Raw genomic sequence first — 20,553 nt, forward strand, 5'->3', positions numbered from 1 at the left:
AAACGGCATGTCATTTTTTCGCAATATCGTCTTCACCGCCATTCTCGTCGGTATTGTCGGCGGTTTCGCTGTTTCAGCCATGCAGGCTGTCGGCACCACGCCGCTCATCCTTCAGGCGGAAACTTTTGAAAGCGCTGGCGAAGCGCCGCACAGCCATGATGCGCCGGCGCCTGGCGTTGCGGCTCCCGCCCATGAGCACAATGACGAGGCCTGGGCGCCGGCCGATGGCTTCGAGCGCACGGCCTATACCGTCGCCGCCAATGTCTTGACCGCCATCGGTTATGCGCTGGTGCTGACCGGCCTCATGTCGCTGCGTGGTGCCGATACCGGCTGGCGCGAAGGCCTTCTCTGGGGCGTTGCGGGTTTTGCCGCCGTCATGCTGGCCCCGATGATCGGCCTGCCGCCGGAACTGCCGGGCAGCCCGGCCGCCGCCCTTGAGGCGCGCCAGATCTGGTGGCTCGCCACCGTTGCCGCAACCGCGGGCGGCATTGCGCTGATCGCGTTCCGCCGCGAACCGTGGGCAGCTCTGCTGGCGATGGTGCTGATCGTCGCGCCGCATGTGGTGGGCGCCCCCCTGCCGCCGGAAGGCGAACATGCGCTGGCGCCGCTGCCGCTGGAACGTCAGTTCATCGTTGCCGCCACCGTCACCAGCTTCGTCTTCTGGGCACTTCTCGGCACGTTGAGTGCGTTTTTCCTGAAGCGCTTCCAAGAGGCTTGAAACCATGCAGGACGCAGCGGAATGGAGTGAGGAGCTCGATGCGCTGCGTTTTGCCGTTCCCGGCCACGGCGCTTTCTGCGCCGTGCATCGCCTTGCTTTCAAGGCGCTCCTCGGGGCAACCCCGGGGCGCGAGGCGGCTCTCTCCTGTTTTCATGAACACCAGGCTGCTTTTATCGCTGCTGCGCTCAGTAAGATAAAACGCTCGAATTTGCCCGCGGGTCGCAGCCTGCATCTGAACAGCCGCGATATTCGCCGTGCTATTGCCGGTGAGGGCAGGGAGCCATCGGCGCGTGTGTGCAGGGTGTTGGATCGGGGTAATGAGTGAGGTGCAAAGACGTTCGTATTTTGCACTACCTGTGCCAGTCACAGGAATCCAGTCGACGCGCGTCTGCGCGACGAGAGGAGTCCTTTCAGCCCAAGGCCTTGGGCCGACGATATTCGCGTATGCCTCACCGATGCTCCGCCGCAAAAACCTGAAGTTCCGCCTCGGCTTCCGGACCAAAGAGGCCGAGGTGTTTCAGGATTTCCACGGCGAAACTGACCGGCGCGCTGCCGGGTGCCGTGACGATGCCACCATCGCTGACCGCTTTGGGCTGATCGCGATAATGCGCCTCACCGCGATAGGCCGGATAGGCCTTGTGGGATGCCAGTGCATTGCCGGTATGGGCGATATCGTTAAGAACACCCGTGCCGCCGAGCGCACTTGCCGCCGCGCAGATGCCGGCTACCAGCCGGCCCTTGTCGCGAAACCGGTGCACCAGCCCGCCAAGATCGACAGCATTTCCCTTTTCCCAGCTGAGACCGCCGGGAATGACGAGCGCATCGATGTCAACGGGATCGAGCGCGTCATAGGATGTGTCCGGCGTCACCTTCAGCCCGCCCATCGACGTCACCGGCCCACCATCAGGGGTGGCATAGACGATTTCGACGCCGAGATAGCTGCGAGCTGCGGCGGCAAGCAGCGCCGGCTCCCAGTCGGCAAAATCCTGCGCGAGCGCAATGGCGATCCGTGTCATGACCGTCTCCGTGGGTTGAAATCAGGCGATGGACTGCATGTAGCGCATGCCGGTAACCGGCCGCGGCGCGAAATCCATGTTTTCGTAGAAACGATGTGCCGCCACATTGCCGGTCGTGGCGCTGACGGAAAGATAGTCGCAGCCGAGACGCTTGGCGATATCGCGGGCGCGGGAAACCAGATGCTGGCCGGTGCCATGGCCGCGATGGCCGTCACGCACGAAGAGATGATGCAGCTCCAGTCCGCGTCGGCCTTCCTGCGCCCTGTAGAGCGGCAGAAGCAGGGCGTAACCGATCAGCGCGCCATCGGCTTCGGCGACGAGACCATGCACCCAGGGCAGGGCGCCGAACAGGTCGCGCTCAAGCTTCGCCGGCGTGATCGCCGCCGCATCGCCATGGTAGGAGGCAAGCAGCGTGATCATCTCGTTGAGTTCGGGCAGATCGGTCTTGCGCGCGCCGCGAATGATGACGACGGGCGGTCTTTCCAGTGTCAGGGAGCTATCTTCGGTCATTTTTTCGGTCCTTTGGTCTTATCGGTGCCGTCAGGACGTTTGAAAACAACAAAGCCGCCTGACGGCGGCTTGTTGACAATATGATCTGTCGAGCCGCCCTTAGAGGAAGGCCCAAAAATACGAGCAGGAGATGGGTGCGCGTTCGTTGATCATGGGAAATGCAATGCGCTCGAATCCGTCATCTGTCAAGCCCGGTTTTTGGCTCAATGCTCACCCTCGCACATGCCATGGTTGGAAAGCGCGCGGATGACGTAGCAATCCTCGATCGAATGGCCGTGGCAATGGGAGACGATGCGTTCGAGCTCGTGTTCCAGCTTCTTCAGGCTGGCAATCTTCTCGCGCACGTCAGCAAGATGTTCGGCGGCGATGCGATCCGCACCCTCGCACGGCATTTCCCGGTGCTGACTGAGCGCGATAAGTTCGCGAATGGCATCAATGTTGAGGCCGAGATCGCGCGCATGGCGGATGAAGGTCAGCCTTTCGAGGTCGGATTTCTCGTAACGGCGCTGGTTTCCCTCCGAACGATCCGCCTCGCGGATGAGGCCCATCTGCTCGTAATAGCGGATCGTCGGCACTTTCACGCCGGTGCGTTTCGATAGTTCACCGATGGACAGCATGGTCTTCTCCATATCTCCAGTCTCTAGAGATATGGCTTTTTCGCGCCCGGTTCAATGGCCTCAAGTGGCGTCGTTGACGCCAAGAGCATGGGCCAGCGCCTTCAGAATCTGCGATTCGAGGCTTGCCATGTCCGGCTGGGCGGAAGCGGCCACGTCAGCATTGGCGCCAGTTGCGGCGGAAGCGCCGCTGTCCATGTTCCAGAGAGCAGCGGCCAGGCTGGCGGAGGCACCGGCAAGCGGGGCTACGGCAGTGGCGACATTGCCTGCCACCGAAATGGCGCGATGGGCCGCCCGCGTCAGCTCCTGCAAAGCCTCGGTTGTGGACTGGCTCTCCCGGTTGTGCGCAGGCGCGATGCCGCGGACCGGAGAGGCGAAATTGATGCTGCTGGTTGCTGCGATAGTCGTCATGACTGTGAGTCCCCTAGTTCTGATGGGGCATTTTTAAGGTCCGAAACATTCCCGAAGATTGCGTCATGCACGCCTTGTGCAAAAATTAGACGCAATATAGTATACCCCCCTATAGTATATGAGGTGCACATGTCCCACACGATCCGCAACAAGGACAAGCTGCTGGCCCGCATCCGCCGCCTGAAAGGGCAGATGGAGGCGGTGGAACGCGCATTGGACGAGGCCAAGCCTTGCGGTGAGGTGCTGCAATTGCTCGCCTCCGTGCGCGGCGCGCTTTCAGGCCTGACGGGGGAGGTGATGCAGGAGCACCTGCACGAACATGTCGTTCATGCCGAAAATGAAGACGAGAGGGCGCGGGCGGCGGAAGAGCTGGCCCAGGTACTGAAGACCTACATCCGGTAGGTCGACGCAGGCCAGCAGAACGGAAAAAGCCGGCACAGCTGAGAAGCGCCGGTAGAGTCGAGAGAGGATTGAGCGACATGACGACGACTTCCGAGCCTTTCGCCACGGCGGAGCATCACCATATTTATCTTGGCCAGAATCATGAGCGCAATGAAAGGCGCGTCTGGATGGTCATTGCATTGACCACCGTCATGATGGTGGCGGAGATTGTCGCCGGTCACTGGTTCGGCTCCATGGCGCTGACGGCTGACGGATGGCACATGTCCACCCATGCGGGCGCGATGCTGATTTCGGCGCTCGCTTATCTCTATGCAAGGCGCGAGGCGCGCAATCCCCGCTTCAGCTTCGGCACCGGCAAGTTCGGCGATCTCGCCGGTTTCGCCAGCGCCGTCGTGCTCGCCGTGGTGGCACTGCTTATCGCGGTTGAAAGTGGCCTGCGCCTCGTCAGCCCCGTCGAGATCGATTTCAACCAGGCGATTCTCGTTGCCGTCATCGGACTTGTCGTCAATCTCGTCAGCGCTGTTCTGTTGAAGGATGACCATCACCACGATCATGGTCACGGCCACGGCTCGCATGCCCATCACGACCATGGCAGCCATGCCCACCACGATCACGGTTCGCATGCGGAGCATGGTATAAAGGGCGGGCGGGACAATAATTTGCGCGCCGCCTATCTGCATGTGCTGGCGGATGCCCTGACCTCGGTCCTTGCCATCGTTGCACTGCTGCTCGGCAAGTGGAACGGCTGGAACTTTCTCGACCCGTTGATGGGTATCGTCGGTGGTCTGGTCATCGCCCGCTGGTCATGGGGGCTCATTCGTTCCACGGCAACGACGCTTGTCGATGCGGTGCCGCTGGCGGACGACCTGCCGCAGGAAATCCGTGAAAGTGTGGAAACGGAAGAAGATCGTATCACCGACCTGCATGTCTGGCAGGTAGGCCCCGGCCACCATGCGGCCATTGTGGCAATCCATTCGCGGGCGCCGAAAGCGCCGGCCTTTTATAAGCAGAAACTTGCCGCCATACATGAACTGTCGCATGTGACGGTGGAGGTCAGCCCGGCAAGGGCCTGATTGGAATCGCCTATTCGGTATATTCCGAATAGGCGCTGCGCACCCATTCAGCTTGGGCTTCCGCCGTGTCTTCGGCGGAGGCCGCGACCGTCTCCTGATAAGCGGGCGCGCTGCCATTGCCCACGGCCCACAGAACATTGGCCAGCGACTGGGAAAGAATGGTGCTGGAAACGGTGGGGTTGCCGGGGCCGCGCTTCACGGCCTGCTCTTCCGGCGCACTTTGCGCGCTGCCAGCTTTTTCGATGTCGCGGATGCGACCCTGATAATTATATCCGCCAATATTGCTTTCGATCTGCATGTCGATGATTCCGCGTTCAAAAGTTAACGAATGGTTAACGGCGGCAACTTGTCCGAAGCTTGCGCTTGCTGCGTTGCAGCGATCGCCGAGGGTTGACAGCCGGCGAAGTAGTGCTTCGTTTTTGCATGGAGGGGGCGGGGCGTGCGAGGATGCAGCAGCCGTTTATATACGAGACGAGGCAGGATCACATGGGTGCCGAAAGGCCTGCCTCACACTCCACGTCATCCTCGCCTCAAGGGCGAGGATGACGTGGAGAGTTTTAGAACTTTATAGACAGGATCAAGCGGATCACACCGTTTCCTTCTGCACCGGAGCAACGGGCTCCGGTACCTTCTCCGGTTTATCCGTCGCCTTCACCTCCACCTCAACCGTCGCCACCGTCTCCTGCTGCGCAGGCGTCACCATGGCGGCCACCAGCGTGTCGAGACCGATGCTGCCGACCGGCTTGCCGTCCTCATCCACCACATGGGCCTGGGTTTCATTGGCCTCCGACATGTCGCGGGCAATGGTTTCCAGCGTCGCGTTCTCAGGCACGGACATGCCTTCCGGCTTGCTGTCCAGCGGCTCCATCACCGTCGTCGCCTGCAGCACGCGGCTGCGATTGACGTCGCGAACGAAGTCGGAGACGTAACCATCGGCCGGTGAAAGGATGATGCTCTGGCCGTCGCCCTGCTGCACCACTTCGCCGTCTTTCAGGATGGCAATGTGGTCGCCGAGCCGCAGAGCCTCGTCCAGATCGTGGGTGATGAACACCACGGTCTTCTTCAACTCCTGTTGCAGATCGAGCAGCATCGTCTGCATATCGACGCGGATCAGCGGATCGAGCGCCGAATAGGCTTCGTCCATCAGGAGAATATCGGCGTCATTGGCAAGCGCGCGGGCAAGGCCGACACGCTGTTGCATGCCACCGGAAAGCTGGTTCGGATAATAATCCTCGTAGCCGTCAAGGCCGACACGATTGAGCCAGTAACGGCCTTTCTCTTCGCTCTCCTTGCGCGGCATGCCCTGGATGTCCAGGCCGTAAACGCTGTTTTCCAGCACTGTGCGATGCGGCAGCAGGCCGAATTTCTGGAACACCATCGCCGTCTTGTGGCGGCGGAATTTCCTGAGCGCCGACGTGCTCATGCCGCAAATGTCTTCGCCGTCGTAGAGAACCTCACCGGCGGTCGGGTCGATCAGCCGGTTGATGTGGCGGATCAGCGTCGACTTGCCGGAACCGGAAAGCCCCATGACGACGGTGATCTTGCCGCCCGGCATGGTGATGTTGATGTTGTTGAGACCGAGTACGTGGTTGTGTTTGTCGTTCAGCTCGACCTTGTCCATGCCTCTTCGTACCGCTTCGAGATATTTCTCGGGATGCTTGCCGAAGATCTTGTAAAGGTTGCGGATTTCGATGCTTTTAGCCATGGGAGACCTCGCGGTATTTCTGCAGGCGTTTGCCGAAAGCCTGGCTCGCCCGGTCGAACATGATGGCGATGGCGACCAGAGCGAAACCGTTCAGGAAACCTACCGTGAAGAACTGGTTGTTGATGGCCTGCAGCACGTTCTTGCCGAGCCCGCCGACACCGACCATGGAGGCGACGACGACCATGGCGAGCGCCATCATGATAGTCTGGTTGATGCCGGTCATGATGGTGGGCAACGCCAGCGGCAGCTGCACATTGAACAGCTTCTGGCGGTTGGAGGAGCCGAAGGCGTCCGCCGCTTCCAGCACTTCCCGGTCCACCAGGCGAATGCCGAGGCTGGTCAGGCGGATGACGGGCGGAATGGCGTAGATCACCACTGCGATCAGGCCCGGAACCTTGCCGATGCCGAATATCACCACCACGGGGATGAGATAAACGAAGCTCGGCATGGTCTGCATCACGTCCAGCACGGGGTTGATGAGGCGCTGAAGGCGTTCCGAGCGTCCCATCAGGATGCCGAGCGGCAGGCCGATGACGATGGCGATCAGGGTGGCGATGGCGACGATGGACAGCGTTGTCATCGCGTCGCGCCAGAGGCCCACTGCGCCGATCATCAGCAGCGACGCCGCGGTACCGGCGGTGATCTTGATGCTGCGACCGGCGAAATGCACAATGGCAAGAATGACCAGCATGGTGATGATCCACGGCGTCTGAATAAACAGCCGCTCCGAGGAATTGAGGAAGAGTTGCAGCGGATGCACGACGACGTCGATTGCATCGCCGTAATTGCGCACGAGATCGCGAAAGCCGTCATCGATGGTCTTGCGTGCCACACGCATGGTTGAATTGTCGATGGCGGGGAACTTGCAGAGCATGTCCGGCAAGTAATTGCAGAGGGCCATTATTGTTGTTTTCCCTATGGGTTTTGGGGGATGGGTGGTGGAGGTTGGAGTGCGCGGGCACCCCCCTCTGTCCTGCCGGACATCTCCCCCTCAAGGGGGGAGATCGATCTGCGGCAAGGTCTCGCCCATCTCGATGGTTGAGGATGAAGCGGTGAAAGCGCGCCCAGCCGATCTCCCCCCTTGAGGGGGAGATGCCCGGCAGGGCAGAGGGGGGTAAGCGGCTTGCGCCAACCCCGCCAGCAATCACATCGAAGCCTTGATCTTCTCGACCACCTCGGCCGGCACCCACTTTGTCCAGATGTCCTCATGGTTCTCGAGGAAATATTCCGCGCCGTCCTCGTTGGTGCCCTGGTTCTCATCCATCCAGGCGAGGATTTCGGCCACCGTCTTGTTGTCCCAGCTGCGGGCCTTGATGTAGTCCAGAGTCACGCCGGCCTTGCTTTCGAAGTCCTTGGTGATGACGGTATAGACATCGGCCACCGGATAGGCGTTGACCTTGGGGTCGGCGCAGTCGACCTTCGCCGTGCATTCGTCGAAATGGGCGCGGTCTAGTTCGACGCCATCGTCCAGCTTCACCATTTCGTATTTGCCGAGAATGGCGGTGGGCGACCAGTAATAGCCGAGCCAGCCCTGCTTCTTTTCAAACGCATTGGCAATGGAGCCGTCAAGGCCAGCGGCCGAACCGGTGTCGACCAGCGTGAAGCCCTTCTTGTCGCCTTCGCGCGCCTTGTAGAGATTGGCGGTCGTCACCTGGCAGTTCCAGCCGGAGGGGCAATTATGCACGGCGCCCTTGCTGGCGTCTTCAGGCGCCGGGAACAGTTCGGGATGTTTCAGAGCATCCTCGACGGTCTTGATGTCGGGGTGTTCGTCGGCGATGAATTTCGGGATCCACCAGCCTTCGATACCGCCATCGGTGAGAATTTTCGAGGCTTCGATCAGCCGGCCTTCCTTGACGGCGGCATTAAGCGGCTCGCGCACGGCATTGACCCACAATTCGGGCGCCATGTCCGGCTGGCCCTTTTCGTTCATTGAAGCGAAGGTCGGCATGGTGTCGCCGCTGACGACATTGACCGTGCAGTCATAGCCGTTTTCCATGATGAACTTGTCGACATAAGCCGCGACGCCGGCGGATGCCCAGTTCATTTCGGCGATGGTGACGCTGCCGCACTCTTCGGCGGCATTGGCGGAATGTGCTGCACCGGCAGCGATGGTAAAGCCCGTTACGAGAATGGTCGAGGCTAGGAGTTTCTTCATGGTGTAAGACCCCCAAGTCTGATGCAGTGTTTTCAGTTGGCAAAGCGGGAGCACTGCAAAGCCCGGATTGCCAAGGGCGAACTGACATAGCGCGTGAAAAAGCCGAAAATTGACGGCAAGAAGAATAACCGCAGAACACGCTGCGGAATTGCCGCAAGAACAACGGCGAAAATGCGCATGAATATGTCAACGGTCGGCATAATACGGCCAAAAAGTGATATTGCAACGCAAAATGGCGCATCGCAGCCATGCGTTCGATTTTTGGAGCGTTTTTTATTTGGTGTAATACATGGAATATATTCTAATTTTTTAGAAATATATTACATATTTCAGTATGGCGAAATAAAAATCCCGGTGGAATCAAGTCGGAATTCAAGGAGAAAATAAAGTCGCGATTTTGTGGAAAAAATATTCGGAAAGAGGGTTTGTGAAGGTATTTTTATGCTGTTTCGGTGCGGGCGGCGGCCCTGTCGCCGCCCGACCACGGTCAGATGTCAAACAGCGTCCTCGCCGGCCACCTTCAGCGCAAAGGCATATTCGAAGGCGATTTCCTCCAGCCGCTGGAAACGCCCGGACTTGCCGCCATGGCCTGCCGCCATGTTGGTCTTTAGCAGGATGGGCGCTTCCCCTATCGTCTTTTCGCGCAGCTTCGCCACCCATTTGGTCGGTTCCCAATAGGTCACGCGCGGATCGGTGAGACCGGAAAGCGCGAGAATTGGCGGGTAGGGCTTAGCACCCACATTGTCATAGGGGCTGTAGGCGGCGATCCAGCCATATTCCTCCGCCGATTCCAGTGGGTTGCCCCATTCCGGCCATTCCGGCGGTGTCAGCGGCAAAGTGTCATCGAGCATGGTGGTCAGCACGTCCACGAAGGGAACGGCGGCGATGATGCCGGCGAATTTTTCCGGCGCCATATTGGCGACCGCCCCCATCAGCATGCCGCCGGCCGAACCGCCTTCGGCGACGATGCCCTGATAGGAGGTGAAACCTTCCTGAACGAGATGATCGGCAGCGGCGATGAAATCTTTGAAGGTGTTCTGTTTGGCTTCCATCTTGCCGGTTTCGTACCATTCGAAACCCTTGTCCTTGCCGCCGCGAATATGGGCGATGGCATAGATGAAACCACGGTCGGCGAGCGACAGCGTGGTGGTGGAAAAGGAGGCGGGGATGGTGATGCCGTAAGCGCCGTATCCGTAGAGCAGGCAGGGGGCGGAACCGTTAAGCGCCACATTCTTGCGATAGAGCAGGGACACCGGCACCAGTTCGCCGTCATGGGCAGGCGCCATGATACGGCGGGTGATGTAATCGTCCGGATTGTGGCCGGAAGGCACTTCCTGCGTCTTCAGCAGCGTGCGCTCGCGGGTCACCATGTCGTAGTCGAACAACTGGCTCGGCGTCGTCATCGAGGAATAGGAGAAGCGGATGACATCGGTGTCATATTCCGCCGCGCCATGCAGGCCGAGAGAATAGGCCTCCTCGGCAAAGGCGATGGAATGTTCCTCGCCGGTGCGGCGATCGCGGATGACGATGCGTGGCAGGCCGTCGCGGCGTTCCAGCCAGATCAGGTGGCGGGCATAGGCGTCGACGGAGAGGATGAGGCGGCCCGGCTCGTGGGGCACGACTTCTTTCCAGTTTTCCTTGCCGGGTGCGGTGACGGGCGCTTCCACGATGCGGAAATCCTTGGCGTCGCCGTCATTGGTGAGGATGAAGAACACATCGCCGCCTTCGCACATCGAATATTCGACGCCCTCTTCGCGCTCCGCCACGACAGCAGGCTCGGCGGTCAGGTCTTTCGTGGAGAGAATGCGATATTCGCTGGTCTCATGGTCGTGAATGTCGATGAAGATGAAATCGTCGAGCACGGATGCGCCGACACCCATGAAGAAGCCGGGATCCTTTTCCTCATAGACCAGCCGGTCGGCCGATTGCGGCTCGCCGATGATATGGTGGAAGACCTTGGAGGGGCGGTGGTTCTCGTCCTGCAGCGTATAAAAGAAGCTCTTGCCGTCGGGCGCCCATGCCCCGCCGCCGCCGGTATTTTCGACGACGTCGGCAAGGTCCTCGCCGGTCTCGAGGTTGCGGATGCGCAGGGTGAAATATTCCGAGCCCTTGTCATCGTAACCCCAGATGCCGTGGCTATGATCGGAAGACTGGTCGAGACCGGCAAGACGGAAATAATCCTTGCCCTCCGCTTCCTTGTCGCCGTTCAGCAGCACATGTTTTTCGCCGCCGCCGCGCGGGGTGCGGAAATAATGTGGCTGCTCGCCGCCGGTCACGAACAGGGTGCCATAGGCGTAAGGACCGTCATTGACCGGAACGGAGGAATCGTCCTGCTTGATGCGGCCCTTCATTTCGTTAAACAGCTTTTCCTGAAGCGCCTTGGTGTCGCCCATCGCTGCTTCCATATAGGCGTTTTCCGCTTCCAGATGGGCGCGGATGGCGGGGTCGAGAATGGATGTGTCCTTGAACATGGCCTGCCAGTTATCGGCCCGGAACCAGGCGTAATCGTCGGTGCGGGTAATGCCGTGATGCGTATCCTGAACGGGCCTTTTTTCGGCGGTCGGGGCGGCGGGCAGGTTCTTGAAAATCGGCAAGGGAAACTCGCTTTCCTGTAAAAAATCTTGGGCGGCACCAAGATGTAGAGCGGGCCTTGCGGCCGATCAAGTTTCAAATCTCCACAGGCGGAATGCGGCTCGGGCACAATTTTGTCAGCTTTCGATCACATTTTGGCAATATCCGGCAAATCAGCGATGATGGATGCAGGCTGCCCGGCCTGCCGCCCACCACAAGAACAAACGAAAAAACTGACAGGACCCCATGCGAAAGCTTCTTCCCGCTGCCCTTTCTGCCTTTTTCCTTGGCTTGCAGACCTTCACCCCCGCTTTTGCGATCGATGCCAGCGTCATGCGGCAGTTGAACGCGCTGGCCCCCGAGGAGCGGCTGGAACAGCGCTGCGATATCGAGGCGATGGAGCGCATCGCAACGGAGCAGAAGGGCATGAAACCCGACAAGGTCATCGCCTATACTTTCGGCGATCCGGAAGTGGGCAAGAACTCCATCAAGGCGCCCGGCGCAGTCTTCAGGAGTGCGGGCGAATGGTACAAGCTGAAATATAAGTGCCAGCTCAAGAGCGACAGTCTCAGCATCCAGTCCTTCGACTACCGTGTGGGCGACAAAATTCCCGAACAGCAGTGGAAGAAGTTGTATCTTTATGACTGAGCACGGAATTTTTCGATTTCAGGTCAGCCTTTAACCGCCGCTTTTGTTGCGGCCGTGCGGCCGGCTCTGTAACCCTGACTTCCGATCGAAGTGAGGGACATGGACATGGCGAGACGATTCAAGGGGCTTTCTGCTTTTCCGATCACGCCCGCCGATGAGGCCGGGCGGGTCGATGTCGAGGCCTTCTGCGCCCTGATCGAGCGGCTGGATGCGGCGGCGGTCGATTCCGTCGGTATTCTCGGCAGCACCGGCATCTATATGTATCTCACGCGTGAGGAGAGGCGCCGTGCCATCGAAGCGGCCGCCGCCATCCTCAAGGGCAAGCGCATATTGATGGCAGGCGTCGGCGCCTTGCGCACCGATGACGCCGTGGCGCTGGCAAAGGATGCGGAAGCCGCCGGCGCCGATGCGTTGCTGCTGGCGCCCGTGTCCTACACGCCGCTGACGCAGGAAGAGGCCTATCACCATTTCGCTGCCGTGGCGGGTGCGACGGCGCTGCCGCTCGCCATCTACAACAACCCGACGACCACGCGCTTCACCTTCAGCGACGAGCTTCTGGTGCGGCTTGCCTATATCCCCAATATCCGTGCCATCAAGATGCCGCTGCCGGCCGATTCCGATTATGCAGGCGAGCTTGCGCGGCTGCGCCCGAAGCTGGGGCAAGATTTCGCCATCGGTTACAGCGGTGACTGGGGCTGCGCTGACGCCACGCTTGCCGGCGGCGACGCCTGGTACAGCGTGGTCGCCGGCCTGCTGCCGGTTCCAGCCCTGCGGCTGATGCGGGCGGCTCAGGCCGGCAATGCGGAAGAGGTCAAGCGGATCGAAGTGGCCTTCCAGCCGCTCTGGACGCTGTTTAAGGAATTCGGCAGCATTCGCGTGGTTTACGCCGCCGCCAACATGCTGACGCTGACGGTGAGCGAACCGCCCCGGCCGATCTTGCCGCTCACCAGCGCCGAACGCCAGCGGGTGGAAGAGGCGCTGGAGGCGCTGTCTGCGCTGGAAACCGCGCCTTAATTCGGGCGCTTTGCGGGCGGATTGCCAGCTCTTCACACTCCGGAACACAAAATGCTGCGTCGCCTCTTCATCGCCACCCTGTTTTTCTCCGCCTCATCCGTCGCCTTTGCGGGAACCGGCCTTGTCGAGCCGTTGCTGAAAATGTCGCCGCAGCATGACGGCAAGGTGCGGGTGGCGATGACGCTGGACGCCTGCATGGGCAAGACCGACCACCGCATCCTCGATACGCTGGTGAGGGAGCGCATTCCCGCGACGATCTTCGTCACCGCCCGCTGGCTGAAGCATAATGGCGAGGCGCTGGCCGTGCTCATGGCGCATCCGGATTTGTTCGAGATTGAAAATCACGGCGAGAATCATGTGCCGGCAGTGGACAAGCCGGTTTCCATCTACGGCATCGCCGCCGCCGGCTCCGAAGCGGCGGTCGAGCAGGAGGTGGAGGGCGGCCGTCAGGCCATCGTCGCCGCCACCGGCCTCCAGCCGCAATGGTTCCGCGGTGCGACGGCCAAATATACCAGCTCCTCCATGGCCACCATCAACCGGCTGGGCATGCGGGTGGCCGGTTATTCCATCAATGGCGATGGCGGCTCGCTGCTGGGTGCAGCCATGACGGCGAAACACATCGCTTCGGCAAAAGATGGCGATGTCATCATCTCCCACATCAACCAGCCCACCCATGAGGCGGGCGAGGGCGTGGTGAAAGGGCTTCTGGCGCTGAAGGCGCGGGGCGTGATTTTTTCACGGCTGGACGACCCGTCCTTCGCGCCGCCGGTGAATTGATCCGCAAGGTCGCCGCCCGTTTCTTCTCCCCGCCGGGGAGAAGATGCCCGAAGGGCAGATGAGGGGGCAAGCTCCCCGCATTTTTCCACCGTCGCCCCCTCATCCGGCGCTGCGCGCCACCTTCTCCCCGGCGGGGGGAAGAAATATGCCGCACCGGCTCACCTCACTGAAAGCAGCCGTCGTCAGGGCTGAAGGATGAAGATACATCCTTCCACATCCATGCCTGTTTTTCGGCGGCGCGGGTCAAAAAATTGCGCTAGCATCCTCCCCATGATGCTGTTCAAACGCCCCGATACCGAAACGCTCTATTCCGCCCTTGTGAACAAGGACCCCGCCTATGAGGGCGTGGCCTATGTGTGTGTGACGTCGACGAAGATTTTCTGCCGCTTCACCTGCACGGCGCGAAAGCCGAAGATCGAAAACTGCCGGTTCCGCGAGACCATCGCCGAATGTCTGGAGGCGGGTTTCCGTCCCTGCAAGCGCTGCAAGCCGATGCTGTCCTATGGCTCCGCCGACGAAACCGTGACGTCGCTGCTGACGGCGCTGGAAAGCGACCCGGCGCGGCGCTGGCGCGAGGAGGATGTGGTGGCGCTCGGCCATGATCCTTCCACCGTGCGCCGCACCTTCAAGCGCCGTTTCGGCATGAGCTTTCTGGAAATCGCCAGATTGCGGCGGGTGGGCGGTGCGGCGGAGAGCCTCGCTTCCGGCGAAGCGGTGATAGGCGCCCAGATCGACGCCGGTTATGAATCCGGCAGCGGCTTCCGCGCCGCCATCAACCAGTTCTTCGGCTCTTCGCCCGTCGCGATGAAGGGCAAGGGGTTCTTGAAGGGCGACTGGATCGATACGCCGATCGGCCCGATGCTCGCCGTCGCTGACGATCACGCCCTGCATCTCCTCGAATTTGCCGACCGGCCGGCGCTCGCCGCTGAATTGAAGCGGCTGAAGACGCGCACCGGCGCGGATATGGTGCTTGGCCGAACGGCCGTGACCGGCCAGATCGAAGCGGAACTCAAGGCCTATTTCGCCGGTCATTCGGCTGCCTTCAAAACGCGTCTTGCCGGCCATGGCACACCCTTCGAGCGCGATGTCTGGCGCAACCTGCGGGAAATCCCGGCGGGCGAGATCGTCAGCTATTCCTCGCTCGCAACCGCCATGGACAGGTCATCCGCCGTACGTGCGGTCGCGCGTGCCAATGGCGCGAACCAGATCGCCATTGTTGTGCCGTGCCACCGTGTGCTGGGCGCCGATGGCAGCCTGACTGGCTATGGCGGCGGGCTGTGGCGCAAGAAATGGCTGATCGAGCACGAGCGCCGCATGGCGCAGACGCTCCGCGGCGTGCAAAAAGTTCCGCTCGCCTCCTGATGGCGCCGAAGAAGAGGCTAGTCGGGCAGGTTCGGCACCACCCGGCGGGTGGGGAAGAGTTCGCGTGTCACCGTCATGGCGATCAACGATAGCGGCAGGGCGAGCATCGCGCCGGCCGCCCCCCACATCCACGTCCAGAAGATGATCATCACGAAAACGAGGAAGGGATTGATTTCCATGTTACGGCCGACGACAGCCGGGAAGGCGAGGTTCTCCATCAACAGGTGAATGGTGAAGAAGGCGCCCGCCGGCAGCAGCGCGAGGACCATGTTGTCATGGGTGATGATGCCGGCGACGGTGAGCGATATGGTCATGAGGGTAATGCCGAGAAACGGCACGAAGCTCGAAAGGAAGGCAAAAAGACCCCACAATAGCGGCATGGAGAGGCCTCCGAGATAAGCGATCACGATCATGGTGACGCCAAGCGCGGCGTAGATCAGGCTCGCCGTGGCAAAATAGGTGCCGAGCACTTTTTCCACCGAGCCGATGATGCGGATGGTTCTAAGTCGCTGATGGCGCGCCGGGAAGGCCATGATGAGGGCCTTGCGCAGCCGCAGGCGGCTGTAGAGAAACATCAGGAGCGCCGCAAGGAAGATCAGCCCCTGCACGATCGCGGGCGTCACGTTCGCGCCAAGCAACGAGATGATTTCGCCGCTACGCGACAGCAGCGATTCCATGGACATGGAGCCCATGCTGAAGGTGGCCGCAGAAATATTCAGCCACCTCATATTTTCGAAATAGGGCAAGAAGCGATCAATGGTCCGCTCGATCAGGGCTGGGCCCTCCGATGCCAGTTGGGAGACCGGGTCCACCAGCGAATTGACCACGAAGAAAATGACGGCGGCGACGAGTGTGGACAGGATGATGGCGACGCCTGCGCCCGGGATGCCGTAGGAGGCCAGTTTCTCGGCCGAGACGCCGAGGATCATACCGACGACAACCGCCATCACAACAGGCATCAGGATCATCGACAATTCATGGATGACCGCCATGGACACGATCAGGAAAATGCCGATGATCGACCAGGCAACGAAGACATCAAGCGCCTCTCGTCCGAGCGGTTGCTGGCTGCGCGCGTCATCGCGCTGCGAAACCGAAGCCGGTGTCGCAAGTGGATCGGCCTTGTCCAGCAGCAAGGCCGCAGTGTCGGCGAGATCCGGCTTGGCGTTCTCATTCATCGAACTATCCCCCAATAAGGTGGCTAACGTCCGACAAATCCGGCGGTTCCGGGGCGGCACAAATTTCTGCCGCCCCTGTTGTGTTTATGCGGAAAGCTTCAGCCCGATGCCCCACGGATCCTTCAGCGCAATGCCGTCGCTTTGCCGCTCTGTGGCGATTTCCAGCCGGTCGAGCGCGGCAATCGCCGTCCCAAGCGCAGCCGGCTCGTTAAAGGTCAGCGAATAGCCGGAAAGACCGGTCATATTGTCCTTGCGGGCGGCCGCACCCCGGCTGTTCCAGATATTGGCGGCGACGTGGTGGTGATAGGCGCCCGACCCGAAGAAGCTCGCGCCGGGATAACGCGCCATGATCTTCAGCCCCAGCACATCCTGATAAAATTCATCCGCCTGCGGAATATTGCCCACCTGCAGATGGATATGGCCGATGGCTGTTCCTGCCGCCGCACCGGTAAAGGCCGTCTTCGGCGCGCTGTCGTAAAGCGCCTGAAGGTTGAGGCCGAGGGTGGCCATTTCCACCGTGCCGTCCTGCTGGTAGGTCCATTCGTCCGGCGAACGGTCGCGGTAGACTTCTATGCCGTTGCCTTCCGGGTCGGCAAGATAGATCGCCTCGCTGACCAGATGGTCGGACGCGCCCTGAAACTGGACATTGTTATGGGCGGCATGCGCCAGCCAATGGGCCAGATCGTTCCGGCTCGGCATCAGGAAGGCGGTGTGGAACAGGCCCGCGGCGTTGCGCGGCGCGCGTTGCGCCGTGCCGGAGGTGGAAAGTGTGAGAAGCGGCTGGCCGCCGACACCCAGCACTTCGCCGCTCGGGTTGTTTTCAAGAACGGAAAGACCGATGATCTTCCGGTAAAAATCCGAAACGCGCGGCAGATCGTGAACGACGAGATGCGCCTGGCCGACATAGGCCGGCCGCGTCAGGGCGAATTGTTTGATTTCACTCATCATGATCTCCATATTGAATCCGAAGCGCCCTGGGGCGGATCGGTCGCCGAAATTATCGGCCGACGCCGCTTTGCGGCGTTTGTCGAAGGCAAATATGGGCTGGTTTCGTCGTTCAGCAAAGATCGTCGTCTGGCGATTGACCGTCCACTATTCGTTGACAATGCCCCGCTCCTGCCCGGCTCCGGCTTTGACTTCGATCAAGGTGAAGGCCGCGCCAACGGGGAATATAAGCCTAGTCCGACACGCCAAACGGCGGATCAAGCCAAAGGAGACAGCCATGTACAAGAAGATCATCGTACCGGTAGACCTCAGCGCCACCGACAAGGGCGAAAAGATTCTCGAAAAGGCCAAGGCGCTTCTGGATCCCGATGGCGAGATCGTTCTCATCAACGTTGTCGAGGAGCTGCCGGGCTATATGGCGATCGACCTGCCGGTCGACCTGATCGAAAACGCCATCAAGGACGCCAAGACCAGGCTTTCGGATATCAAGACCAGGGCCGGTTTCAAGGGCAGCCAGGAAATCCGAAGCGGCGCGCCCGCGCGCGAAATCATCGCCGCCGCCGAGGAACACAAGGCCGACCTCATCATCATCGCGTCGCACACGCCGGATTTCAGCAATTATTTCATCGGCGCCACCGCCGACCGCGTGGTGCGCCACGCCAAATGCTCGGTGCTGGTCGACCGATAAAAGCCTGACATTTCAGGGTTGCGGGCGGGTTTTCCGTCTGGAAATGCGACGATGCAAGAAGATCGGCTGGAGGAAAAAACATGAATGTCGAAACTTACGAGAAAATCCTGCGAGACCGCCAGCGCGAGCTTTATCGCCGCCTGCACAAAATCGAGGCCGATTTCGAAGAGCCTCGCAATCCCGACGACGAGGATCGCGCCACCGAACGCAGCAATGACGAGGTGCTGGACGAACTGGGGCAGGTGGGTCAGGACGAGCTGCGCGCCATCGACGCAGCCCTCGACCGTATCGCCAGCGGCACCTTCGGCACCTGCGTCAAATGCGGCAAGAAGATTTCGGAGGATCGGCTGAAGGCGGTGCCATACACGCCGTTCTGCCAGGAATGCGCTGCGGCTTTGTGATTGCGGCTAAAAAGGATTATTGGGTGGTACGACATCACGGCAGGTTTCTTCTCCCCGCCGGGGAGAAGGTGGCCCGAAGGGTCGGATGAGGGGGCAAGCTCTCCGGATATCTCTACCCTCGCCCCCTCATCCCGCTGCCGCGACCTTCTCCCCGGCGGGGAGAAGAAACAAGCGGCGGTCGCTCGCTACACCGGTACAGGCCGAAACAAGACCTCTCCTTTCGCAACAACGCCGAACGCAATTTGATCGCCGTTAACCGGCCGCTGTCTTGTTCCTGTCTAATATTGTCTCCATGCTTTGGTGAAAGCACGCAGACGGGATTGGACGAATGAGCGAGATGTGGCGGTTCGGGCGCCAGTATGATTTTCACGAGATCGTCGCCGATGGCATCGTCCACGGTGTCGGTATCGTATTTGCGTTGGTGGGTGCCACGGCGCTGATTTTCTACGCGACCGCCTGGGGGACGCTCAGCGCGATCGCCGCCGCGTGGATTTACGGTCTCGGACTTGTCGCCTGCCTCTCCGTGTCCTTCACCTATAATATCTGGCCGCACTCAAGGGTAAAATGGTTCCTGCGCCGGCTGGATCACTCGGCAATCTTCATCCTCATAGCCGCCACCTACACGCCATTCCTGATGCGCGGCATTCACGATCCGCTGATCGCCGTCATGCTGGGGCTGATCTGGCTTGCCGCCATCTGCGGCATCCTCCTCAAATGCCTGTTTCCCGGCCGCTACGACCGGGTCGCCATTGGTCTCTATCTTGCCATGGGCTGGAGCGGCATCATGGTGGTGGAACCTTTGTCGTCGCACCTCGCCCCCGTCACGCTCTGGCTCATCGTCGCCGGCGGCGTCATCTATTCGCTCGGCGTGATTTTCCATGTCTGGGAAAAGCTGCGCTTCCAGAATGCCATCTGGCACGGTTTCGTCGTCTCGGCAGCCGCTGTCCATTATTTCGCCGTTGTCACCGCCTTCAGCCTCGTCCCGATGGCATCCTGACGCCCTTTTTTTGACGGGGTAAGCAAGGCGCTGGACATTGCGCGGCGTCATCCCTTAAGGCTCGTCAGAGGAGCAGCCGTCTTTTGCAGCCGCTCATCTAGAAATATGAGGGCGAAGCAATAATGAGCGTGGAACTGCGCGACGCGACCGTGGACGATCTCTCCGGCATCATGGCGATTTATAACGATGCGGTGGTGAACACGACCGCGATCTGGAATGAGGTCGTGGTCGATCTGGAGAACCGCAAGGAATGGTTCGCAGCCCGCACATCGCGCGGTTTTCCGGTCATCGTCGCCATCCTCGACGGCAAGGTCGCAGGCTACGCTTCTTATGGCGACTGGCGCGCTTTTGACGGTTATCGCCACACCCGCGAACATTCGGTCTATGTTCATAAGGATGCGCGCGGCCACGGCATCGGCAAAAAGCTGATGCAGGCGTTGATCGATCATGCGAGCGGCAACGACGTGCATGTGCTGATCGCCGCCATCGAGGCGGAAAACATGGCCTCCATCCGCCTGCATGAAAGCCTCGGCTTCCGGGTCGTCGGCCGGTTCTCGGAAGTCGGCACCAAGTTCGGACGCTGGCTGGATTTGACGTGTATGGAACTGAAGCTGGGCTGAAAGCTGAAGGCCAGCCATGGATCGGGCTTATGCCGCTTGTTTCTTCTCCCCGCCGGGGAGAAGTCCGCGGCAGCGGGATGAGGGGGCGAGCTCCCCGAAATACGGCAACGTTACCCCCTCATCTGACCCTTCGGGCCATCTTCTCCCCGGCGGGGAGAAGAAACTCGCGGCACGGTCTTGCCGCTCAAACCGGCTCGAACACCATCGAATGGCCGTTGATGCAATAACGCAGGCCGGTGGGCTTCGGGCCGTCCGGGAAGACGTGGCCAAGATGGCCGCCGCAATTGGCGCAACGGATTTCCGTGCGCACCATGCCGTGGCTGGCGTCGCGATGTTCCGTCACCGCGCCCGGTTTTACCGGCTCGAAATAGCTCGGCCAGCCGCAGCCGGCATCGAATTTCGTATCGGAGAGGAACAGCGGCTCGTCGCAGGCCGCGCAGCGATAGAGGCCCTTCTGGAATGTATCCCAATAGGGCCCGGTGAAGGCGCGCTCGGTGCCGTGTTCGCGCAGGATGCGATATTGTTCCGGCGTCAGCTGCTCACGCCATTCGGCATCGGTCTTTTTGATCTTGGGGGATGTCAGATCGCTCATGGAATGATCCTTTCTTTGCGTCTCAGATAGTCATCACCGCCGCCGATTGAAAGGGGAACGACGTCATAACGCGTTCGTTATGGGACGGGAGTACCGATTTGGGTTGAGAAGGGCGTGTCTATGCCTTAACTGGAAAATCGATTTGAAAGAAGAACG

24 protein-coding genes are annotated in these 20,553 nt (G+C 60.5%); 12 read left to right on the plus strand and 12 right to left on the minus strand.

The window, feature by feature from the left end; all coding sequences use genetic code 11:
• Positions 1 to 7 precede the first annotated feature (7 nt).
• Both PL597_RS10385 and PL597_RS10390 read left to right on the plus strand, forming a co-directional pair.
• Entirely contained in the window at positions 8 to 718 is a 711-nt protein-coding gene (locus PL597_RS10385; RefSeq protein ID WP_271365100.1) for a CbtA family protein, read from the plus strand.
• Between the two features lie 4 nt (positions 719 to 722).
• Positions 723 to 1,043, plus strand: coding sequence for a hypothetical protein (locus PL597_RS10390; RefSeq protein WP_271365102.1), 321 nt, complete (start codon positions 723 to 725; stop codon positions 1,041 to 1,043).
• A 124-nt stretch (positions 1,044 to 1,167) separates the two neighbouring features.
• Here PL597_RS10390 and PL597_RS10395 read toward each other — a convergent pair whose 3' ends face one another.
• The 4 genes from PL597_RS10395 to PL597_RS10410 all read right to left on the minus strand — a co-directional run bounded on the left by PL597_RS10395 (position 1,168) and on the right by PL597_RS10410 (position 3,269).
• Positions 1,168 to 1,734: a type 1 glutamine amidotransferase family protein gene (locus tag PL597_RS10395; RefSeq protein ID WP_271365105.1), complete on the minus strand. Its 567-nt coding sequence runs from the start codon at positions 1,732 to 1,734 to the stop codon at positions 1,168 to 1,170.
• A gap of 21 nt (positions 1,735 to 1,755) precedes the next feature.
• The gene (locus tag PL597_RS10400; protein WP_077982725.1) at positions 1,756 to 2,244 is read right to left on the minus strand and encodes a GNAT family N-acetyltransferase; all 489 of its coding nucleotides are present in this window, start codon (positions 2,242 to 2,244) and stop codon (positions 1,756 to 1,758) included.
• 203 nt (positions 2,245 to 2,447) lie between these two features.
• A complete protein-coding gene (locus PL597_RS10405; protein WP_077983013.1) occupies positions 2,448 to 2,861 on the minus strand; it encodes a MerR family transcriptional regulator in 414 nt (137 codons plus the stop codon).
• Positions 2,862 to 2,921: 60 nt separating this feature from the next.
• The gene (locus PL597_RS10410) at positions 2,922 to 3,269 is read right to left on the minus strand and encodes a hypothetical protein (protein WP_162520411.1); all 348 of its coding nucleotides are present in this window, start codon (positions 3,267 to 3,269) and stop codon (positions 2,922 to 2,924) included.
• A 129-nt stretch (positions 3,270 to 3,398) separates the two neighbouring features.
• On the opposite strand from PL597_RS10410, the gene dmeR reads away from it, so the two are divergent.
• On the plus strand, positions 3,399 to 3,671 hold the full coding sequence (dmeR, locus tag PL597_RS10415) for a Ni(II)/Co(II)-sensing transcriptional repressor DmeR (RefSeq protein ID WP_077982723.1): 273 nt from the start codon (positions 3,399 to 3,401) through the stop codon (positions 3,669 to 3,671).
• Positions 3,672 to 3,748: 77 nt separating this feature from the next.
• Positions 3,749 to 4,744: a CDF family Co(II)/Ni(II) efflux transporter DmeF gene (dmeF, locus tag PL597_RS10420; protein ID WP_271365106.1), complete on the plus strand. Its 996-nt coding sequence runs from the start codon at positions 3,749 to 3,751 to the stop codon at positions 4,742 to 4,744.
• A gap of 10 nt (positions 4,745 to 4,754) precedes the next feature.
• Here dmeF and PL597_RS10425 read toward each other — a convergent pair whose 3' ends face one another.
• From PL597_RS10425 to PL597_RS10445, 5 genes are all read right to left on the minus strand, one after another.
• Positions 4,755 to 5,042 carry a hypothetical protein gene (locus PL597_RS10425; RefSeq protein ID WP_077982721.1) on the minus strand — a complete coding sequence of 96 codons (288 nt, stop codon included), beginning with the start codon at positions 5,040 to 5,042 and terminating at the stop codon, positions 4,755 to 4,757.
• Positions 5,043 to 5,330: 288 nt separating this feature from the next.
• Positions 5,331 to 6,449 (minus strand): quaternary amine ABC transporter ATP-binding protein, encoded by a 1,119-nt coding sequence (locus PL597_RS10430; RefSeq protein ID WP_137409947.1) that lies wholly within the window; start codon positions 6,447 to 6,449, stop codon positions 5,331 to 5,333.
• Complete coding sequence (locus PL597_RS10435; protein ID WP_077982719.1) at positions 6,442 to 7,350, minus strand: ABC transporter permease; 909 nt, start codon at positions 7,348 to 7,350, stop codon at positions 6,442 to 6,444. Before PL597_RS10435 ends, PL597_RS10430 begins: the two co-directional genes overlap by 8 nt.
• Positions 7,351 to 7,593: 243 nt before the next feature.
• Entirely contained in the window at positions 7,594 to 8,604 is a 1,011-nt protein-coding gene (locus tag PL597_RS10440) for an ABC transporter substrate-binding protein (protein WP_173988386.1), read from the minus strand.
• 494 nt (positions 8,605 to 9,098) lie between these two features.
• The gene (locus tag PL597_RS10445; RefSeq protein ID WP_271365108.1) at positions 9,099 to 11,198 is read right to left on the minus strand and encodes a S9 family peptidase; all 2,100 of its coding nucleotides are present in this window, start codon (positions 11,196 to 11,198) and stop codon (positions 9,099 to 9,101) included.
• Positions 11,199 to 11,421: 223 nt separating this feature from the next.
• Between PL597_RS10445 and PL597_RS10450 the strand changes: the two genes are divergently transcribed.
• The 4 genes from PL597_RS10450 (at position 11,422) to PL597_RS10465 (ending at position 14,976) form a co-directional block, all read left to right on the plus strand.
• A complete protein-coding gene (locus tag PL597_RS10450; protein WP_077982716.1) occupies positions 11,422 to 11,823 on the plus strand; it encodes a DUF930 domain-containing protein in 402 nt (133 codons plus the stop codon).
• A 105-nt stretch (positions 11,824 to 11,928) separates the two neighbouring features.
• Positions 11,929 to 12,837, plus strand: coding sequence for a dihydrodipicolinate synthase family protein (locus PL597_RS10455; RefSeq protein WP_271365109.1), 909 nt, complete (start codon positions 11,929 to 11,931; stop codon positions 12,835 to 12,837).
• Positions 12,838 to 12,888: 51 nt separating this feature from the next.
• Positions 12,889 to 13,614, plus strand: coding sequence for a polysaccharide deacetylase family protein (locus tag PL597_RS10460; protein ID WP_269825854.1), 726 nt, complete (start codon positions 12,889 to 12,891; stop codon positions 13,612 to 13,614).
• A gap of 270 nt (positions 13,615 to 13,884) precedes the next feature.
• Positions 13,885 to 14,976: a bifunctional transcriptional activator/DNA repair enzyme AdaA gene (locus tag PL597_RS10465; RefSeq protein WP_165691181.1), complete on the plus strand. Its 1,092-nt coding sequence runs from the start codon at positions 13,885 to 13,887 to the stop codon at positions 14,974 to 14,976.
• Positions 14,977 to 14,993: 17 nt separating this feature from the next.
• Here PL597_RS10465 and PL597_RS10470 read toward each other — a convergent pair whose 3' ends face one another.
• On the minus strand, positions 14,994 to 16,154 hold the full coding sequence (locus PL597_RS10470; protein ID WP_077982713.1) for an AI-2E family transporter: 1,161 nt from the start codon (positions 16,152 to 16,154) through the stop codon (positions 14,994 to 14,996).
• A gap of 84 nt (positions 16,155 to 16,238) precedes the next feature.
• Positions 16,239 to 17,099, minus strand: a complete 861-nt coding sequence (locus tag PL597_RS10475) for a VOC family protein (RefSeq protein ID WP_271365110.1) — start codon at positions 17,097 to 17,099, stop codon at positions 16,239 to 16,241.
• A 277-nt stretch (positions 17,100 to 17,376) separates the two neighbouring features.
• Between PL597_RS10475 and PL597_RS10480 the strand changes: the two genes are divergently transcribed.
• The 4 genes from PL597_RS10480 to PL597_RS10495 all read left to right on the plus strand — a co-directional run bounded on the left by PL597_RS10480 (position 17,377) and on the right by PL597_RS10495 (position 19,805).
• On the plus strand, positions 17,377 to 17,787 hold the full coding sequence (locus PL597_RS10480) for a universal stress protein (protein ID WP_077982712.1): 411 nt from the start codon (positions 17,377 to 17,379) through the stop codon (positions 17,785 to 17,787).
• An 80-nt stretch (positions 17,788 to 17,867) separates the two neighbouring features.
• Positions 17,868 to 18,188 carry a TraR/DksA family transcriptional regulator gene (locus tag PL597_RS10485; RefSeq protein ID WP_077982711.1) on the plus strand — a complete coding sequence of 107 codons (321 nt, stop codon included), beginning with the start codon at positions 17,868 to 17,870 and terminating at the stop codon, positions 18,186 to 18,188.
• 328 nt (positions 18,189 to 18,516) lie between these two features.
• Positions 18,517 to 19,185 (plus strand): PAQR family membrane homeostasis protein TrhA, encoded by a 669-nt coding sequence (gene trhA, locus PL597_RS10490; RefSeq protein WP_077982710.1) that lies wholly within the window; start codon positions 18,517 to 18,519, stop codon positions 19,183 to 19,185.
• Between the two features lie 122 nt (positions 19,186 to 19,307).
• The gene (locus PL597_RS10495) at positions 19,308 to 19,805 is read left to right on the plus strand and encodes a GNAT family N-acetyltransferase (RefSeq protein ID WP_271365111.1); all 498 of its coding nucleotides are present in this window, start codon (positions 19,308 to 19,310) and stop codon (positions 19,803 to 19,805) included.
• 184 nt (positions 19,806 to 19,989) lie between these two features.
• Here the strand turns inward: PL597_RS10495 and msrB are convergent, their stop codons facing one another.
• The gene (gene msrB / locus PL597_RS10500; RefSeq protein ID WP_077982708.1) at positions 19,990 to 20,397 is read right to left on the minus strand and encodes a peptide-methionine (R)-S-oxide reductase MsrB; all 408 of its coding nucleotides are present in this window, start codon (positions 20,395 to 20,397) and stop codon (positions 19,990 to 19,992) included.
• Positions 20,398 to 20,553 lie beyond the last annotated feature (156 nt).

This window comes from Agrobacterium sp. ST15.13.013, assembly GCF_027956525.1.
Taxonomy (GTDB): domain Bacteria; phylum Pseudomonadota; class Alphaproteobacteria; order Rhizobiales; family Rhizobiaceae; genus Agrobacterium; species Agrobacterium salinitolerans.

Excerpts from the sequence above, each read along its gene's own strand:
- PL597_RS10385 (WP_271365100.1), top strand. The coding sequence starts at position 8 with ATGTCATTTTTTCGCAATATCGTCTTCACCGCCATTCTCGTCGGTATT.
- PL597_RS10390 (WP_271365102.1), top strand. The coding sequence starts at position 723 with ATGCAGGACGCAGCGGAATGGAGTGAGGAGCTCGATGCGCTGCGTTTT.
- PL597_RS10395 (WP_271365105.1), bottom strand. The coding sequence starts at position 1,734 with ATGACACGGATCGCCATTGCGCTCGCGCAGGATTTTGCCGACTGGGAG.
- PL597_RS10400 (WP_077982725.1), bottom strand. The coding sequence starts at position 2,244 with ATGACCGAAGATAGCTCCCTGACACTGGAAAGACCGCCCGTCGTCATC.
- PL597_RS10405 (WP_077983013.1), bottom strand. The coding sequence starts at position 2,861 with ATGCTGTCCATCGGTGAACTATCGAAACGCACCGGCGTGAAAGTGCCG.
- PL597_RS10410 (WP_162520411.1), bottom strand. The coding sequence starts at position 3,269 with ATGACGACTATCGCAGCAACCAGCAGCATCAATTTCGCCTCTCCGGTC.
- dmeR (WP_077982723.1), top strand. The coding sequence starts at position 3,399 with ATGTCCCACACGATCCGCAACAAGGACAAGCTGCTGGCCCGCATCCGC.
- dmeF (WP_271365106.1), top strand. The coding sequence starts at position 3,749 with ATGACGACGACTTCCGAGCCTTTCGCCACGGCGGAGCATCACCATATT.
- PL597_RS10425 (WP_077982721.1), bottom strand. The coding sequence starts at position 5,042 with ATGCAGATCGAAAGCAATATTGGCGGATATAATTATCAGGGTCGCATC.
- PL597_RS10430 (WP_137409947.1), bottom strand. The coding sequence starts at position 6,449 with ATGGCTAAAAGCATCGAAATCCGCAACCTTTACAAGATCTTCGGCAAG.
- PL597_RS10435 (WP_077982719.1), bottom strand. The coding sequence starts at position 7,350 with ATGGCCCTCTGCAATTACTTGCCGGACATGCTCTGCAAGTTCCCCGCC.
- PL597_RS10440 (WP_173988386.1), bottom strand. The coding sequence starts at position 8,604 with ATGAAGAAACTCCTAGCCTCGACCATTCTCGTAACGGGCTTTACCATC.
- PL597_RS10450 (WP_077982716.1), top strand. The coding sequence starts at position 11,422 with ATGCGAAAGCTTCTTCCCGCTGCCCTTTCTGCCTTTTTCCTTGGCTTG.
- PL597_RS10455 (WP_271365109.1), top strand. The coding sequence starts at position 11,929 with ATGGCGAGACGATTCAAGGGGCTTTCTGCTTTTCCGATCACGCCCGCC.
- PL597_RS10460 (WP_269825854.1), top strand. The coding sequence starts at position 12,889 with ATGCTGCGTCGCCTCTTCATCGCCACCCTGTTTTTCTCCGCCTCATCC.
- PL597_RS10465 (WP_165691181.1), top strand. The coding sequence starts at position 13,885 with ATGATGCTGTTCAAACGCCCCGATACCGAAACGCTCTATTCCGCCCTT.
- PL597_RS10470 (WP_077982713.1), bottom strand. The coding sequence starts at position 16,154 with ATGAATGAGAACGCCAAGCCGGATCTCGCCGACACTGCGGCCTTGCTG.
- PL597_RS10475 (WP_271365110.1), bottom strand. The coding sequence starts at position 17,099 with ATGAGTGAAATCAAACAATTCGCCCTGACGCGGCCGGCCTATGTCGGC.
- PL597_RS10480 (WP_077982712.1), top strand. The coding sequence starts at position 17,377 with ATGTACAAGAAGATCATCGTACCGGTAGACCTCAGCGCCACCGACAAG.
- PL597_RS10485 (WP_077982711.1), top strand. The coding sequence starts at position 17,868 with ATGAATGTCGAAACTTACGAGAAAATCCTGCGAGACCGCCAGCGCGAG.
- trhA (WP_077982710.1), top strand. The coding sequence starts at position 18,517 with ATGAGCGAGATGTGGCGGTTCGGGCGCCAGTATGATTTTCACGAGATC.
- PL597_RS10495 (WP_271365111.1), top strand. The coding sequence starts at position 19,308 with ATGAGCGTGGAACTGCGCGACGCGACCGTGGACGATCTCTCCGGCATC.
- msrB (WP_077982708.1), bottom strand. The coding sequence starts at position 20,397 with ATGAGCGATCTGACATCCCCCAAGATCAAAAAGACCGATGCCGAATGG.